This window comes from Streptomyces sp. NPDC007856, assembly GCF_042868225.1.
Taxonomy (GTDB): Bacteria; Actinomycetota; Actinomycetes; order Streptomycetales; family Streptomycetaceae; genus Streptomyces.
The window spans coordinates 1-16,161 of the sequence record NZ_JBIAEC010000049.1 but is presented as its reverse complement, the minus strand read 5'-3'; the positions used below and the strand labels follow the sequence as shown (position 1 = coordinate 16,161).

General features: G+C 68.4%; 17 protein-coding genes. 11 read left to right on the top strand and 6 right to left on the bottom strand.

What is annotated here, in order from left to right; genetic code table 11:
• Positions 1-148: 148 nt before the first annotated feature.
• A complete protein-coding gene (locus ACFYOH_RS43185) occupies positions 149-934 on the bottom strand; it encodes a hypothetical protein (protein ID WP_388637424.1) in 786 nt (261 codons plus the stop codon).
• Between the two features lie 1,294 nt (positions 935-2,228).
• On the opposite strand from ACFYOH_RS43185, the gene ACFYOH_RS43180 reads away from it, so the two are divergent.
• The 4 genes from ACFYOH_RS43180 to ACFYOH_RS43165 all read left to right on the top strand — a co-directional run bounded on the left by ACFYOH_RS43180 (position 2,229) and on the right by ACFYOH_RS43165 (position 6,706).
• On the top strand, positions 2,229-3,341 hold the full coding sequence (locus ACFYOH_RS43180; protein ID WP_388637421.1) for a hypothetical protein: 1,113 nt from the start codon (positions 2,229-2,231) through the stop codon (positions 3,339-3,341).
• A 273-nt stretch (positions 3,342-3,614) separates the two neighbouring features.
• A complete protein-coding gene (locus ACFYOH_RS43175) occupies positions 3,615-5,219 on the top strand; it encodes an ISL3 family transposase (protein WP_388637418.1) in 1,605 nt (534 codons plus the stop codon).
• 188 nt (positions 5,220-5,407) lie between these two features.
• Complete coding sequence (locus ACFYOH_RS43170; protein WP_388637415.1) at positions 5,408-5,794, top strand: hypothetical protein; 387 nt, start codon at positions 5,408-5,410, stop codon at positions 5,792-5,794.
• A gap of 414 nt (positions 5,795-6,208) precedes the next feature.
• Complete coding sequence (locus tag ACFYOH_RS43165; RefSeq protein ID WP_388637412.1) at positions 6,209-6,706, top strand: hypothetical protein; 498 nt, start codon at positions 6,209-6,211, stop codon at positions 6,704-6,706.
• 8 nt (positions 6,707-6,714) lie between these two features.
• On the opposite strand, the gene ACFYOH_RS43160 is transcribed toward ACFYOH_RS43165, so the two are convergent.
• Positions 6,715-7,536: a transposase gene (locus tag ACFYOH_RS43160; RefSeq protein ID WP_388637409.1), complete on the bottom strand. Its 822-nt coding sequence runs from the start codon at positions 7,534-7,536 to the stop codon at positions 6,715-6,717.
• 1,036 nt (positions 7,537-8,572) lie between these two features.
• Complete coding sequence (locus ACFYOH_RS43155) at positions 8,573-8,776, bottom strand: cold-shock protein (protein ID WP_067045496.1); 204 nt, start codon at positions 8,774-8,776, stop codon at positions 8,573-8,575.
• Positions 8,777-9,057: 281 nt separating this feature from the next.
• Between ACFYOH_RS43155 and ACFYOH_RS43150 the strand changes: the two genes are divergently transcribed.
• The 4 genes from ACFYOH_RS43150 to ACFYOH_RS43135 all read left to right on the top strand — a co-directional run bounded on the left by ACFYOH_RS43150 (position 9,058) and on the right by ACFYOH_RS43135 (position 10,611).
• Positions 9,058-9,270, top strand: coding sequence for a hypothetical protein (locus tag ACFYOH_RS43150; protein WP_153546860.1), 213 nt, complete (start codon positions 9,058-9,060; stop codon positions 9,268-9,270).
• A gap of 140 nt (positions 9,271-9,410) precedes the next feature.
• Positions 9,411-9,602 (top strand): hypothetical protein, encoded by a 192-nt coding sequence (locus ACFYOH_RS43145; RefSeq protein WP_067045490.1) that lies wholly within the window; start codon positions 9,411-9,413, stop codon positions 9,600-9,602.
• Positions 9,603-10,033: 431 nt separating this feature from the next.
• Positions 10,034-10,429 (top strand): transposase, encoded by a 396-nt coding sequence (locus tag ACFYOH_RS43140; protein WP_388637405.1) that lies wholly within the window; start codon positions 10,034-10,036, stop codon positions 10,427-10,429.
• Complete coding sequence (locus tag ACFYOH_RS43135; protein WP_388637427.1) at positions 10,333-10,611, top strand: hypothetical protein; 279 nt, start codon at positions 10,333-10,335, stop codon at positions 10,609-10,611. Before ACFYOH_RS43140 ends, ACFYOH_RS43135 begins: the two co-directional genes overlap by 97 nt.
• Positions 10,612-10,895: 284 nt before the next feature.
• Here ACFYOH_RS43135 and ACFYOH_RS43130 read toward each other — a convergent pair whose 3' ends face one another.
• Both ACFYOH_RS43130 and ACFYOH_RS43125 read right to left on the bottom strand, forming a co-directional pair.
• Positions 10,896-11,531 carry a class I SAM-dependent methyltransferase gene (locus ACFYOH_RS43130; RefSeq protein WP_388637402.1) on the bottom strand — a complete coding sequence of 212 codons (636 nt, stop codon included), beginning with the start codon at positions 11,529-11,531 and terminating at the stop codon, positions 10,896-10,898.
• A gap of 60 nt (positions 11,532-11,591) precedes the next feature.
• Positions 11,592-12,032, bottom strand: coding sequence for a hypothetical protein (locus tag ACFYOH_RS43125; RefSeq protein WP_388637399.1), 441 nt, complete (start codon positions 12,030-12,032; stop codon positions 11,592-11,594).
• 169 nt (positions 12,033-12,201) lie between these two features.
• Between ACFYOH_RS43125 and ACFYOH_RS43120 the strand changes: the two genes are divergently transcribed.
• The 3 genes from ACFYOH_RS43120 (at position 12,202) to ACFYOH_RS43110 (ending at position 15,714) form a co-directional block, all read left to right on the top strand.
• Positions 12,202-13,458: a histidine kinase gene (locus tag ACFYOH_RS43120; protein WP_388637396.1), complete on the top strand. Its 1,257-nt coding sequence runs from the start codon at positions 12,202-12,204 to the stop codon at positions 13,456-13,458.
• Positions 13,446-14,090 carry a response regulator transcription factor gene (locus tag ACFYOH_RS43115; protein ID WP_071384338.1) on the top strand — a complete coding sequence of 215 codons (645 nt, stop codon included), beginning with the start codon at positions 13,446-13,448 and terminating at the stop codon, positions 14,088-14,090. Before ACFYOH_RS43120 ends, ACFYOH_RS43115 begins: the two co-directional genes overlap by 13 nt.
• 1,264 nt (positions 14,091-15,354) lie before the next feature.
• A complete protein-coding gene (locus ACFYOH_RS43110; RefSeq protein ID WP_388637393.1) occupies positions 15,355-15,714 on the top strand; it encodes a hypothetical protein in 360 nt (119 codons plus the stop codon).
• A gap of 66 nt (positions 15,715-15,780) precedes the next feature.
• On the opposite strand, the gene ACFYOH_RS43105 is transcribed toward ACFYOH_RS43110, so the two are convergent.
• Complete coding sequence (locus ACFYOH_RS43105; RefSeq protein WP_388637390.1) at positions 15,781-16,041, bottom strand: hypothetical protein; 261 nt, start codon at positions 16,039-16,041, stop codon at positions 15,781-15,783.
• Positions 16,042-16,161: the final 120 nt, after the last annotated feature.

Genomic DNA, 16,161 nt, shown 5'->3' with positions numbered 1-16,161 from the left:
GAACCACCTGCTCAGCCTGCTCGTTCTCCACGGCGGTCTCCGTCATCAGACGCGTCTCCTTGATCATCAGATCCGCCGTTGATTAGACACTCCCGCGCTACCACGCCTGGGCAGCGCGTCGGCGGCTTCTTCGAGCAGTGCCGCGGTGTCAGTGTTCGGCGGCGGCTCTGAATTCCTGGGTCAGGGAAGCGATCTGCTGGACGTTGAGGCCGGTGGTCAAGTTGCTTATGAGTCCGCCGACGGTCCCGGAGTCGGCCCAACCGCAGAGCAGTTCGACGTTGTTCTGTCCGCACTGCATCTTTCCGCTGGCCGAGCCAGGATTGAAGACTTTGGCGTCGGTGATGCGCGCTCCGGCCATGAGGTCGGTGTCCTCGTAGTCAGCCGAGTACTGGGCGAGCTCCTGTGCGAGCTGCGGATCGGTGGTGCTGGTGTCACTGAAGACCTCTACCACGGGCTGGGTGGGCTTGCTTGCAGTGGTGTAAAAGACGACGGCGTAGTGTTTGGGTAGTTTCCCGGCTATTCGGGCATTAAGCAGGTCTGCTTGCGTGCCGGTCATCAGCTTGTAGCTACCGAGGGTGGTCGGCGGTGTGATGGTGAGATTCGTGGGCCCCTTGGATGCAGCGTTGCCGAAGTCGTCGGACCGGTGCATGTAGGGTGCAGCCATCGCGGTGGCCGCCACGACGATGACCACAGTGCCGATGACGACTCGACGGGTTCGCTCCCGCGCGAGCTTGGCCGTGGCCTCCAGATCCTCGGGGATCGTTACCGGTTTAGGCTGACGCCACTTGCGGGTCGTCGTCCAGAGGATGACAAGGACGATGGCGGCCAGGGTAAACGGGGCAAGCACCTGTCCCGCCTGGTACGCGTCCGAATGTGTGTCGACAGCGGCAAACATAGATCGAGAACCTAGGAAGTCCTGAATGGGCATGTCCATGCTGTCACGTTTCGATCCGCTATCGATCAGGTTCTAGAGCGAGGGCTATTGCTGTAACTGACGTTCAGCGCTGGCCTGGACGGCTACGACCATCTCTGGCGCCATGGGGCGCGGGTCCCGGCCGGTGTTGCGGCTCATCGGACGGCCTCCCCGCCGACGCGGGGGTGTTCCGCCCACCGGCGAGACGCTGCGGCCCCTGCTCACGTCCTCCCCGCCGACGCGGGGGTGTTCCGATCGTGGACGCGGCGTACTCCCAGACCACGCTGTCCTCCCCGCTGACGCGAGGGTGCTCCGGTGACGCTGCCCTGGGGTAACCCGGATGCGCCGTCCTCCCTGCTGACGCGGGGGTGTTCCGTAGTAACCCTGTGCCTGAGCCTCCGACTGGGTGTCCTCCTCGCCGACGCGGGGCTGTTCCGAATGCGACCGTGCAGACCCCCGCCGGGGCTGGGGTCCTCCTCGCCGACGCGGGGGTGCTCCGCAACACGAGTTGCTCGGCCTCGGCCTCGGCGAGTCCTCCCCGCCGGCGCGGGGTTTTCCGTACGGCGACCGTACGAAGCCGCAGATGGAGGAGCCCTCCCCGCCGACGCGGGGGTGTTCCGGCACTCCCGCCCTTCTACGTGATCGTGGTGGGGTCCTCCCCGCCGACGCAGGGGTGTTCCGGTGCTGCACTGGCGGGCGGGGCGCGAGCTGGAGTCCTTCCCGCCGACGCGGGGGTGTTCCGACTGTCGGCAGAGGTTCACCAGCGTTGCCGCGGTCCTCCCCGCCGACGCGGAGGTGTCCCGTGGTCCGGCACCTGGAGACCCACGCACCCGGCGTCCTCCCGCCGACGCGGGGGTGTTCCGCACTTCACGCACAGGGCGATCAGCTCCGGGGCGGTCCTCCCCGCCGACGCGTGGGTGTTCCGGCCGGCGTCCGCGCCCACCTGCAAGCCCAACTGTCCCCCCCGCCGACCGCGGGGGTGTTCCGATGCGTCGGGCTGGATCACCCATGGGGCCCTCGTTCTCCCCGCGGACGCGGGGGTGTTCCGCTCTACTCCCGCATGCCGAAGGGCGACGAGCGGTCTCCCTGCCAACGCGGGGCGTTCCGACGGGGGCGCCGCCACGGGCGGGACGAAGACCGGTCCTCCTCGCCGACGCGGGGGTGTTCCGACTGCCGCGAAGAACCGCGGTGGCTGCGTAGGTCATCTCCAAGAACGGTTGTTTGCGGCTTTCAGGAACGCTTCACAATGACCGACGTCCGGGGAGGGCACAGGGTCCGGTTTGGAGCGAACGGCTGTTCCCGGGTAAAAAGCGCCATGACTATCGAGCCTCCGCCTGCGGACGACCACTCCTCTGTCTCCGACGACGTCTGGGACCAGTTCCTCGCGGATTCCGAGGAGCGGATACGAGCCGAGGCCCCCAAGGAGCCGTCCGCGCGCGCCCGTCTCGTCACCGCCCGGTTGCGAGGGCAGGACAAGCAGGCGGTGGGTAGCGGTAAGAAGAGGAGAGATGGCCGGGCGGCCCTGCCTGGCGGCTGGTGGACCGGGTCGGCCTCGGCGGGGATTGGGGGCGGTGCGGGCCTGCGCCGTCGGTGGCGGCTCACCATGGCTCTCACCGCACTGGCCGCTGGGGTCACTGCGGTGGCGCTCAACTCTTCGGTCGCCCTGGGCCTGCTACACCGGGTCACCGCACCAGCAGTCGCGTCGGCGGCCGGCGCCTCGCCTGTCGGCGTGCCCGCTATCCAGCACCCCTTCGCCGGGTCGCCCGCCGAGCAGTGGTTGACTGGTCCGGCCGGCATCGTCCTGCCGCGGGTTCGGGCCGTCGGGACGCTGACGCAAAGCCAGGTCGCCCAGGCACTGCGGCACACCAAGGACTACCTGGTCGCCACCAATCTCGAGTCGGGCGCCCTGCGCGGCGCACGCCCACAGGCCGCCTTCGATCTCATCGACCCCCAGGAAACAGTGCAGCTCAGCCGCATGGCGGCAGCACTGAGCAGTCCCAGCCCGCATCATGACGCGGCCGACTTCTTCACCCGCTACGACCCTTCGCGTTTCACACTGGTCGGCGGCGTGGTCAGGACCCACGGCACGATGACCTTCGCGGCTGACCGCGGTGACCAGGTCGAGGTGAAGGCGGACGCCATCTTCGTCTACCCGTTCACCCGCACCGGCGACCCATCCGGACAGGTGGCCCGCGTCATCGTCCGACGGACGCTGGATGTGGAGGTGGGCGCCAACGGGAAGCTGTGGGTGGTGCAGAGCAACGGGACCGTCTCCGACAGCCTGTGCGGCTACTACGACGGCTACCTGCGCCCGGATTTCCCGGCGGCAGAGCACAAGGTCCCGCACACCGGCCCGGCGGTCGATCCCTACGACAGCAGCAGGCCGCCCGGTGCGCAGCGCACCTGCGGCACCGTCACCCGCACGTAATGGACTCTCGGTGGCCCTGTTCCTGGCTGTGTCGGTTTCTGAGGGAGTCGTTTCGGCGTGACTTCGGGAGTCGTTCTGCGGCGAGCATCGAGATCAATGTCAGTGACTTTTGGGCTCTGGCACAGATCTTGGGGAGCGGTCGCGGAGCGTCACCGCGGCGTTCGATTGCAAGGACCCAGATTCGTGTGAGACCGCGTACGCCTCCCCGCTTTGCAGCAGGGAGTGACGCTCCGTCAGCTCTGCGCTCGGCCTCTCCGGTGACCGCAGCGAGCGGTGACGGTGCTGGTCATGCAGGCCGACGCAACGTTCTGGGACTCGCTCGTGTTCGATGGATTCGACGACGTGGACGTCGAAGCGGTGACCGCCGCCTTCGGCACGATCGACGTCACGGCCAGAGGCCGGGCAGCCGGGGCGGCATGTCCGGACTGCGGCTGCTCCTCGAACCGAGTGCACGACTCCTACCAGCGCAGACCGAAGGATCTGCCGCTCGCTGAACAGAGTGTCGTGATCCATCTGACGGTCCGGCGCTTCATCTGCAGCACGGACAACTGCCTGCGTCGCACGTTCGCCGAGCCGTTCGCTCAGTTGACCGCCCCGTACGCGCGCTTCACCACGCGGCTGGGCCACGTCCTGGAGCGCGTCGGGCTCGCACTCGCCGGACGGGCCGGCGCTCGGCTGACCGCCCACCTGGGTTTCCAAGTGGGACGGATGACCCTGCTGCGCAAGGTCATGGCGCTGCCTGACCCGCAGCCCAGCACGCCGCGCGTGCTGGGTGTGGACGACTTCGCTACCCGCCGTGGGCAGACCTACTCCACCGTCTTGACCTGCGGAGAGACCCATCGCGTGGTGGACGTGATTCCGACGCGCAACTCTGGACCGCTGGCCGCGTGGCTGGCCACCCACCCGGGCATGGAGATCATCTGCCGGGACCGGGCGGGGGCCTATGCCGAGGGCGCGCGACTCGGCGCTCCCGCCGCGATCCAGGTCGCCGACCGGTTCCACCTGTGGCAGGGCATCGGCCGAGCCGTGGAAACCTGCGTCGCCGCCCACCGCGAATGCCTGAACGGACCCACAGCGCCAACACGAACGGACGTTGAGACGTCGCCCAATGACTCGGTGCGCGGCGGACCGGACCTTGATGGCCGACGGGCCCAGCGTAAGAAGGCCGCGCACGCCCTGGTCCACGAGCTGCTCGCCCAGGGCCACTCCCGCCGGGCGATCGCCCGGCATCTGGGCTGGGGGCTCAACACCGTGCTGCGCTACGCACGTGCTGCCACCTGGCAGGACACCCTCCGGGAGAACCGTCCCCGGCCCAGTAGTCTGGACCCCTACAAGCCCTATCTGGAGCGGCGGTTCGCTGCGGGATGCACGAACGTCACCTGCCTGCATCGCGAACTGATCGCTCAGAACGCGCCCGTCACCTACCAGATGGTCCGCGCCTGCATTGCCACCCTGCGCGCCGCACCGCCGCAGGCGCCGCCCCCGCCGCCGACCGTGAGGCGGGTCACCGGCTGGCTCACCCGTCACCCGTCAACCCTGAGCGAAGACGAGCGCGCCGCGTTGAAGGACGTCCTGGCTCGCTGTCCTGAACTGGATATCGCGGCCGAACATGTCCGCGGTCTCGGCGAGATCCTGGCTCACCGGCTGGGTCCCACACTCCCCGCATGGATCGAGGCCGTCGATGCCAGCCAGCTGCCCGGCCTCACCAACTTCGCCCTCCACCTGCTTCGAGACCTCGATGCGGTGACCGCCGGCCTTACCTTGCACTGGAGCTCCGGCGGCACGGAAGGCGCCGTGAACCGCATCAAAAAGATCAAGAGGCAGCTCGACGGACGTGCCGGATTCGAGTTACTCCGCAAGATGATCCTGCTCCAATAGCGTCTCGCCCCAGGCTCTGCAGCCAAGCCTGATCACGTCAGCGAGTGCGGTGGCCTGAGAAGATCGCCGCGAGGCCACAGATTCCGTCGAGACCGCGAAGGACAGGGATGTCGAGGAGACTGCCCATAGACCGGGCCGAGGAGCGACTTCAACATGAGCTGAGCCGTGGGCAGCAGCCCCTGGCCGAGTTGGACTTGGACGAGGTGTGGCTCAGGTTCGTACGCTTCGGCTCCCAACGATTCGACACCGCGGACACGCCGGACGCTGATGGCCTTCTCTTCCAGTACGGGACTCACGCCTTCGAGGGACCGCCCGTCTTCACGCTGGACCTTGCCCGGCAGTTCGAGATCAACGACACTTCCGGCGAGCGTGATCATTACATCCAGCTCCACTGCGAACTTCGATACGAGCCCGTCCCTCAACTTCGGGCGCTGGGGCACTTCGAGTCCTGGTTCTTCCACGACACGGACGACGAACTCGACCGCTGGGCCGACGGCCTTGGCCGCCAGGAATTCTGGACGATCGTCCGCCACTCCCATCCCCAGGAAATCAGGATCTACCAAGAACAAGTGTGATCACAGCCGCGAAGCGACCTGCCCGGTGACCCTCCGCGACCGCTCCCCAAGATCTGTGCCAGAGCCCGAAATCGATGAACAAGTGCTGATGGTGTCCCGCCAAGTGGTGTAGGAATCCGGACCACCTCGCTCCGGCTACCGCCTCCATGGTGATCACCGCCGAGGTTCCTCGGTCGGTGTCGATGCTGTTCCAGGCCATCGGAGCGGCCTCTGCCCGGGCGTCGGCCCTGTCGGCGTGCGTGACGTGCGGAGTCGTGGACTCCACATCGCTACACCACTTCGCGGGACGCGACCCAAGTGCTGTCCAATCTCGGGTTCTGGTCCAACTTCTGTGGAGCCCTCACACTCTGTAACCTGCCGGGACTGGATGGTCCTTCGTCACTCGCTGACAGACCTGTTTGGGATCATGCCCGCATGGACTTCGACCTCGCCCCACCAAACGGCGTTGGCCCGTTGCGGATCGGTATGACTCGACACGCGGCCAACACCGCGTTGGACTCGCTCCGCGATCCTTCTGCGATCTCGGAGTCCGACCGGCAGGGACAACACGTGTTCCGTCCCAGCGGGCTCGTGATCAGCATCCACTGCATGCGCGACATGCTCGAAGCTATCGAGCTGGGAAGGCCCTCGTCCCAGACGGATCGAGTGTTGTTCCAGGGTGTGGACGTGTTCGCGCTTCCGGCCCGCGAGGTTGTCCGGCGCGTCGGTGAGCTCACCTCGATCGAGGAAGATCCTGACGACGATGCTTCATTCATCGCCCCGGACTTGCTGCTGAGCTTCTGGCGTCCGTTCGCAGCCGACGATGAGCCGGAAGAAGAACAGGGCTACTACTTCAGCTCGGTCCTGCTGGCACGGCCTGGCTACTACGGCACCCCTGCTCAGGCTGCGGAGCGACTCCAGCAGAGCTCGTGACTGTCCCGTCAGGATGCCAGCAGGACTCGTTTCCGCAGGAGACCGAAGCCAGCCCGGCCGTACATCTGGCGCTTGATCATTTTGATCCGGTTGACGTGGCCTTCGACGACGCCGCAGCTCCACGGCAGGGTTAGGCCGGCGGTGACGGCGGCGAGATCGCGTTCGAGGCCGTTGACGAAGGTGTGGAGGCTGGGCAGGTCGTCGGCGCGGACCGCCTTGATCCATTGTGGGAGCTGGTCGCCCTGGAGCTGAGTGAGCATCTTCCCGAACGCGCGGACGTGCCTGGTGAGGGCATCCAGTTCAGGGCAGCCGGCAAGGACGGATTTGAGCTTCAGCCGCTCGCACTCCGGCAGGGTGTCGGGGTGAGTCAGGATCCAGCCGGTGACCGTGCGCGGGGACGGAGGACGGGCTGCAGGCGCGGTCGGGGATGTGCGAAACGGTTGGAGGTAAGCGCGGACGGCGCCGTAGCCGCCGGTATAGCCCTGCGATTTGATCTCTTCCCAGAGGGTCCAGGCGTTCGTGCAGCCCTGGGCCCATCGCTCGTGCAGGTACGGCTTGAAGTTGTCGAGCGTGGTCTGGCGGTTCTGCCACTGCCCCTGGAACAGGTCTTCCGGCCTCGCGGCGTCGGCTAGCCGTTGGACGGTGCGGTAGGTCATGCCGAGCTCGCGCTGGACCGACCGTCGGCTGTGGCCAGCGGCCAGCAGCGCGTGGACGGCGGCGTGCCTGGCGCGGGTACGGTCGGCGAACCGGTGCCCGGTGGGCCATGGCGACCCGTTTTCGGCCGGCGCCGGAGCCGGAACCTGCTCCGGCGCCGACTCGGCGAAGGACACGCGGAGGCACGAGCGGTGGCGGGAGACACACCGCTCGGCCGCTGCGCCGAGGTTGCGCCACAGATGGAACCGGTCGGCGACCTGGACCGCGGTGGGCGCCCCGCTTCTCGATCTGGCAGCAGGTCTACCGGCCGGCGGGTCTCGACGTCGACCAGCACGGTCCCGTAGACACGGCCCCTGCGCATCGCGTACTCGTCGACGCCGACCACACGCGGGACCTGTGGCTTGGGCTCCGGGAGGGCATCGACCAGCCGCAGGACCGTATTCCGGCTGACCCTCGCACCGAAGACGTCGGCCAGTCGGGCACCGGCACGACCGGCCAACGCGAGGCCGACCTCGGCCAGCACTGACCGCATTCGTTCGGTTCGCTGGCTGTACCGCCGGGTCAGGCCCGCGACCTGCTCGACGAACGTCCGCCGCCCACAGGAGAGGTCTTCGCACATGAAGCGCCGGACACGAAGGCACAGCACCACCCGCCGTCCCACCACCGGGAGGTCAGCGGGAACCGCAGGTAGGACCCGTGCACCCGTCCCGACCAGTTCCCGCAGCCCGGGCACCGAGCCCTGGCCGTCCGACATCGGACGCCGACTCGGACCACCTCTCCGTCGTCCTGCACCGACACCACCCTGATCCCCGGAGCCGACAGGAAGAGCAGCTCTTCCAGCCGGAGCAGTACCTCGCGCACAGCCCAGAACCATCAGCCCAGACGAGGTCGGTACCGGCGGTTTCCAGACGACCTCGCGAAAGGGGCCAGCAAGATCAACGCTCACAGGGAGTAGGCACACCACAGAAGTTGGACCAGAACCCAATCTCGTGAACAAAGCCAACCCGCGGCACGCGGATCTGGTCGCTGCGTGGAAGCGCACGCAGCAGCCGGACTCGCGTGACCCGGAAGAGCCCAGGCCAGCGAGGGGCTTCATCGTCCCGAGCGAGGGCTGACAGGTAGGGCGGCCCCGGCAGGCGCAACCGGCGGACGGGAACGAAGAAGCCCCAGCCGGGATGTACCCATCAGCTGGGGCCTCTCTTGCGTGTGGCGTTACAGGGGGCGGATGTTCTCCGCCTGCGGGCCCTTCTGGCCCTGCGTAACGTCGAACTCGACCTTCTGGCCCTCCTGCAGCTCGCGGAAGCCCTGGGCGACGATGTTCGAGTAGTGGGCGAAGACGTCGGGGCCGCCACCCTCCTGCTCGATGAAGCCGAAGCCCTTTTCCGCGTTGAACCACTTCACAGTGCCCTTGGCCATGTGCCTGTCTCCTTCGAGGGGACTCGTATCGGGTCCCGCACCGTGCGGGTCCCGGAGGTGATCGCCCTGGTCCGGAGAGGCGTTGAACAGCAAAAACGCCCGCGATGCGATCACGGGCGAACGGGACTTCGGAACCACGACTGCTGATTACGACGCTACACCGGCTGGTGTAGCTCGGCCACAAGACACCACGACGACGACGCGACCCCCGTGGGGCAACCGCCGCCACTGACAGCCGTCCCCCGAATGCGCCTCACCTGCCGTTGGGCGAGGCTGAGGCTATGGCTGAGCGTCGCGTGATCGTGTTCCCGCCCGGAGAGGGTGGCGGCCGTCGCATCCAGGTCGGCAGCGAGACGCTGGGAACCGCATACAGCCTGCATGACCTGAGCGTGTTCCTGGAGCGTGCCGGCCTGGAGGGGTTGGACGTGGTGGACCTGGTGAACTCGCCGCTGATCGAGTGGCACGGTGGCGGCCCGGAGGTATGGGAGCGCTGAACGCCCGTCGGTGGGCTGGCGGCCGTCGTCACCCGTTCGACGCACAGCGGTCGCTGACGCACGCGGGGTCGCGTTCGCTGGGAGCGAGCCCGGCGTGCGACCGGAGCCCGCCCCCCCCATCAAGCCAAGGAGACACAGCCATGGACCAAGGCAAGATCCATGAGTGGAACGCGGACCCGGGCGAGGGAAGCATCAAGAACGACCAAGGTGGTCCCGTGCTGTACTTCACGGTAGACGACCTCGTGATCGACCCCGACGAGATCCATCCCGGGGACACCGTCTCGTTCCAGATCCAAGGACCGGGACGCGCGGCCAAGGTCAACAAGGCCTGAGTCTCGACAGCAGCGCTCGGCGGGCACCACCCGAAGGTGAACGGGTGGTGCCTGCGTGGGTTTCTGGGCCGTGCAGATCGGCCGCGGCCTGTTCGTGAAGGAGCGCTTATCCCTGCCGTGCCGCACCCGTGCCAACAGGCTGTGTAGTCGCAGGTCACGGGCAGCGAACCGCATCATCTATGCGGTTAGGGGCACCGGCGGCATCACAACGAGACATCGACCTGCCCTCCGAGAGCGAGCACCTCCGAAGGCGTCGTGTGCCATATGCCTTCGTCTCGCACCCCGCGGCATTGACGTTCCGGCAGCTCCCGAGCGGGAGTGATCAACTCCCAAGTCAGCCTGCTTGGCTCCCGGACCACGGAGCCTCCCCCTGAGTGGTGGACACGCTGATACTGGATCTGCTTGATCCGGAGGAAGCGAGAAGACCGCCGATGGCGATGAAGGACTACTCGGACGAGTTCAAGGCCGATGCTGTGGCCTTGTACGAGTCCACTCCCGGGGCGACGTACAAGAGCATCGCCGCTGACCTGGGCATCAACCGGGCCACTCTGCGGGAGTGGGTGCTGCGGGACCGTGAACGCCGTGGTGCTGGCCCTGTCGGCCGGCCCGGGGCCAGGAAGGTTCCGGCTGGTTCCGGGCAGACGGCGCCGGCTGCCGATCCCGACGAGCGGATCCGGCAGCTGGAGGCCCGGGTCGCCGAGCTGGAGGCGAGCCCGCCTGCCGCACCTCCGTGCTCCAGCAGGCGCACACCGGGACACCGGGCTTCCTCTTCCCGGGCCGGCTGCCAAGCCGCCCGCGCAGCCCCCAGACCGTCAACAACTACATGAAGTTGCGCGGTCTGCCGGGCATCGGCGCCCGCAACACGGCCATGATGGAAGTGATCACCGACCTCCCTCCGATCGTGGTCAGCGACCTCTTCGGCGTCCACCCCCACACCGCCTACGCCTGGGCCCACTACGCCCAAGACAGCTGGGCTGAATACCTCGAAGCTGTTCAATCCACCGACTAGCCCCCGCGACTTCGAGGACCGATCTTACGGTCCGGGGAGCCGGACGTGCTCTGGACGCCGAGCATGGCGGGGTAGGCGAGCGCGGCGAGGGCCAGACCCAGTGCACCGGTCACGAAGACGGTTCCTGCCCTGTTGCGGGAGATGGGCACGCTGCCTCCAGACGCGAGCAGCTTGTACGGCAGGAGGTATGGGCCGGCCGCCGGGATCCGTCAGCTCCGCGGGTAAAAAGACCAGCCGCCCGGCCGCGTCCCCGGCCTCTCGGGGCAGTACACCCGGGCCCGTCCCTACGCTGCCGCGGCGCAGGGGCGGAAGCGGGCTAGGTAGGCGAGGGTGGAGCCACGGTGTACGGCCAGGTGGAGGCCGGAGTCGTCGGCGAGGCGGTGCAAGGTGCCGAAGGGGATCCAGTGGCGGTCGAAGAACTCGCCGACCACCAGTCGGCCGCCGGGGGTGAGCACCCGGACCGCCTCGGCCAGCACCCGCTCCGGCTCCGGTACCTCCCCCAGTGCGGTCACCAGGTACATGGCGTCGAACGTGCGGTCAGGGAAGGGGAGTTCACGAGCATCACCTCGGGTGGGCGTGATGTTGGCGACGCCGTGCCGTTCCGCGCGGCGCATCACGTGGTCGAGCATCTCCGGCTGGATGTCCAGGACGTCCAGCCGTCCGTCCGAGCCGAGTTGGGGAGCGACGTGCAGCGACTGCAGGCCGGTGCCGGGACCGACTTCCAGCACCCGCTCACCTGGCCTGGGCCGCAGCACGGCGTCCAGGCGGTTCGCGGTCAGATACGGCAACGGCAGGTCCAGCAGCTTGTGTTGGGCGTACGGGTAAGGGGCCTTGTCGCCGAACCACAGGGCGCCGGCGGCGACGGCACCGGCGGCGAGCGCCCAGCGGACGGCGGGCTTGGCCAGGACGGTGTGGGACATGGATCTCTCCTTGGGAGGGGATGGTGGCGTGCGGGAAGGAGGCGGGGCCGGGAGCGAGGGTCAGGCTGTCTGGCGGGCAAACCCCCGTACCGCCAGCACGACGCACACCACCGCCAGCGGCAGTTCCGCGCCGACCGCCATCACCACCGCCGATATCTGATCCGCGCCCGGTGCCGCGGTCACCGTGTCGAACCAGGCGTCGACCACCAGCAGCGTCGCGGTGGCGACGGCCGTCAGCGCGTGCAGGTGGTGGCCGCGTGCAGCCAGCAGCCCCGTGGCGATCAGACCCAGCGCCTCCAGCGCGTCCAGGCCGATCCAGGCAGTGCACCAGTTCGAGGCGATGGCGGTCCCCGGCAGACCGTTGGCCAGCACGACCAGCCACGGCAGCAGGGCCAGCCCGCAGCCGACCAGGAGGTGTTCCAGGCGGTACCGGCGACGCGTGCGCCGGCCGGCCGAGCCGCGGGCCTCGTCCTGAAGTCGGCAGACGCTCAGCGTGCTCATCGGATCGGTCTCCTCGCGTTCCCGGTGCTCCTTCACGGCCTCCAGCCTCGCCCGCCAGGCGCTCACGGTCAGTAACGCGAATGTCCGTTGTGGGGGTGGCACTAGCTACACCCCGAGGCGGATGCTCTTGCCATGGCCCGCCCCCGGCCCGGACACCTACCGTTTCCCCATGCACACAACCGCCCGCCTGCGGCGCCTACTTCTGTTCCCGTTCCAGGGAGCCGGACGACCGGTCTCGTTCCTCGTCACGGGCGTCCTCGTCCAGCTCGGCGTCCTCTTCGTCGTGTCCCTGCCGTGGCTGCTCGTCCTCCCGGTCCTCGACCCGGCGGGCCAACTGCTGCTCGCGGTGTTCATCCCGTTCACGGCCATCGTGCTCGCCGGGCCGCTGCTGACCGAGGTGCAGCGCGGCCGCTTCCGTACCCGGCTCGACGTGGCCATCCCCTCGCCTTACGCGGGACAGCGGCCCCGGCTGCCGGAGTGGCTGCGATCCCGGGCTGGGCACCGGCAGCTCAGGTACCACCTGCTGGACGGGCCGCTGCTCGCTCTCGCGGGGTCCTTCACCCTCCTGGCATGGGTCGTGGCCGTCACCGCCACCTCGATCTACCTGTGGATCTGGCTGGTGCCGCTGGACTGGCGCGTCGACCATCCCGGCTACTACACCTGGGCGGCGTACGTCACCGCGGCGGGGCTCGCGCTGCTCCACATCGCGCGGTTGTCGACCGACGCCCTCTCCCGGCTCGACACCCGCACCGCCACCGTCCTGCTCGGGCCCAGCCGCGAGGAGCAGTTGGCGCGCCGGGTCGAGGACCTGACCGAGAGCAGGACCGGCCTGGTGGACGCGGTCGATGCCGAACGACGGCGTATAGAACGTGACTTGCACGACGGTGCCCAGCAGCGGCTGGTCTCCCTGGCCGTCAACCTCGGCCTGGCCAAGGCCACGCTCACCGACCTGCCCGAGGAGGCCCGCCAGGTGATCGGCGAGGCGCACCGGGAGGCGAAGGAGGCGATAGAGGAGCTGAGCGGCCTGGTGCGCGGGCTGCACCCGGCCGTGCTGGAGGACCGCGGCCTGGACGCCGCGCTGTCCGGCATCGCCGCCCGAGCACCCATCCCGGTACGGGTGAAGGTGGACCTGCCGTCGCGGCCGTCGCCCACGATCGAGGCGGTCGCCTACTTCGTCGTCTCCGAAGCACTGACGAACGTGGTGAAGCACGCGGAGGCGTCCAGCGCCGAGGTCACCGTGGAGCGCTTCGGGACGACGCTGCTGGTCGTCATCAGCGACGACGGCGTGGGCGGCGCGGAACCCACCGGTGGTACCGGCCTTGCGGGGCTGGCCAAGCGGGTCGCCTCGGTCGATGGCACCCTGTCGGTCGACAGCCCCGTCGGGGGGCCGACCGTCATCACCGTGGAGCTGCCGTGCGTGCCGTGATCGCCGAGGATTCCGTACTGCTCAGGGTCGGGGTGGTCAAGGTCCTGGAGATGGCCGGCTTCGAGGTCGTCGCCGAAGTCGGCGACGGCGAGGCGCTGTTGACCGCGGTGGAGGAGCACCGGCCGGACATCGCGGTGGTGGACGTCCGCATGCCCCCCGGTTTCACCGACGAGGGAGTGCGCGCCGCGCTGGTCATCAGACAACAGTGGCCAAAGACCGCGGTGTTGCTGCTCTCGCAGTATGTGGAGGAGCGGTACGCGGCCGATCTGCTGTCCGCCAACACCTCCAGCATCGGCTATCTGCTCAAGCAACGCGTCGCGGACGTGGAGGAGTTCGTGGACGCGCTGCGCCGGGTCGCGGCCGGCGGGACGGCGCTGGACCCGCAGGTCGTCTCGCAGCTTCTGGTGCGCCGCCACAGCGGCCCGCTGGACCGGCTCACCCCGCGGGAACGCGAGGTCCTGGAGCTGATGGCGGGCGGCCGGTCCAACGCCGGGATAGCGGGGCAACTCGTGGTCAGCGAGAGCGCGGTGGCCAAACACATCAACAACATTTTCGCCAAGCTCGACCTGCCGAAGGCGGACGCCGACCACCGCCGGGTGCTCGCCGTACTGAGCTTCCTCGGCGTGGCCTGATCCCGGCCGACCCGGCGGACCGCATCCCCTTCCACTTGGGCCTTTCCGGCCTTTCTCCGGCATGACATGCGGGCGTCCGAGGTGGTGCCGGCGCGTCCCGGGACTCCGTGCCCAATATCGCCAACTTCCTGTCCTGTAATCACCGGTGTCCGAACAGAGGACCTATGCTCCAATAATCTCCTTCCACCGTCACCCCGCCCCAGGCGGGAGAGCCTCTATGAGGGATCCGTGTGTGAAGCCCTGGGATTCGAAAGACTCCTCGACGAGGAGGGCTTCTTCGCGCGCCTGCTCGGACGGTCACCATCGGGCGCCGGCCGCGAACCGTTGTACGGGCCCGACCTTCCCGTGGTGCTGGTCACCGGTGGCCCGGGCATGGGCAAGGGGCGACTGCTGCGCGCGGTCCGGGACCGTTTCGCCGCCAGTGTGCCGGTGATCTATCTGGACTGCGGCTCGCCGGTGTACGCGGACCGGGCGGAGCCGGAGCCGGACGCCCGCTCGGCCACGACCGGACGGCGTGCCCGTGGCGCGCTGCGCCATCCCAGTGCGGCTGTGCTGCCGATACACGGCGAACGAGTGACGGTCTTGCTCGGTACCGGGTCCTCATGCGCAGCGAAGGCATCGCGGCCACGTCTATCGCGGACCGCCGGTTGGCCTGCCCTATGCCGTCGCCCACTCCAGTCCGAGGTCGGCGAGCTGCTGGAGTTTGTCGGTGGTGAGCTTCCCGCGTCTGGTCTTGGTGTTGCTGAGGAACACTCCGAGTTTCACAGGGTGCTCTTGGCCGTCGATCACGATCGTCTCTGCCCCGCCTGCCGGCGTCAGGGTGCAGGCCATCGCCTTCCGCCCCGCCTCCCGCGAGATGAGGCGGTCGTGCCACCGAGCCCTACGGCGAGGACGCCGGCACGATGCGGGTGATCGTCCCTGAGTAGGCCTTCGCCGTCCTCCTCATCCCAGGCCGGCGCGGTCGGGTGTGGCTGATGCCCCGAAACCCCGCCAACGAGCTGATGACACCGGTTCTCCGGGGAAGGCGGGCTGCGTGAGGGGCCCGGAGCCGGGCACGGCTTCGGGCCCCTCGTTTCGCGGACGCGTCCAGGAGGAGACGTCCTGAACGCGTTGCCGTACCCAATGCCGTATGTGCAGAAAGGTCACCTCGGCGACCGGCGAACCGCGCGTCAGCGGCACGGCCTACGACTCCCGGCTGGGCCCGAGCAGTCGTCTTGGGTGATGGCCGGGCGAGTTGTCAGTGCCGGCGTCTACCGTCCCTTGCATGACCAGTTCGCCGAACTTCCCTGAGGGTGCATGGGTGTTGGAGGCCACCATCCAGGCAGCGCCGGCCGCCGATCCTCAATGGCAGGAGCAACTCGACAGGCTCCGCCCGTTCGCCTCGTACGACACTGAGACCCAGACGTGGCATGCCCGTCTCGGCGCGCTCGACCTGGCAGGCATGCAGATGCTGCAGACCCTCTTCGACGCCGCGCGCCTCCACGGCACCGAGGTGCGCCTCGCGCCCGTGGCGGTCCCGGCGTACTGGGATGGCCCCGTCTTCATGTGGGGCCCGGACGTGGCCGCTCTGCTGGAGGCGCAGGCCGATCGGGGCCGGTCCCTCGGTCAGTTGCCTCTGGCCTGAGGAGCCAGGCGGTATCGGCCTGGCGCGCTGGCCTGTGCGGAGCATCCTGCGCCGACTCCGAGGGCGTCAGTTGTTCACCTTGAAGCGGCGGAACATGTCCGGGAGGAATTGCCGCAGAAGGGCCTGGGCGGCATTGAGACGCTTGAGTTCGTCGTGGCCGAAGCGGAACACTTCGTACCCCCTGAGCTTGAGATCTCGGTCAGCGGCGACCATGTCCGCGTACTTGCCGGTATCCGGAGTGCGGCCGCGGTCGCGGGTGTAGTGCTGGGATCCGTCGACCTCCAGGACGACGCGCTGTCCGTGAGGCAGCAGCAGGAGAAAATCCATGCGGGAGCGCAGCAACGCCTCGGGGGGGAGTGTCTAATCAACGGCGGATCTGATGATCAAGGAGACGCGTCTGATGACGGAGACCGCCGTGGAGAACGAGCAGGCTGAGCAGGTGGTTCA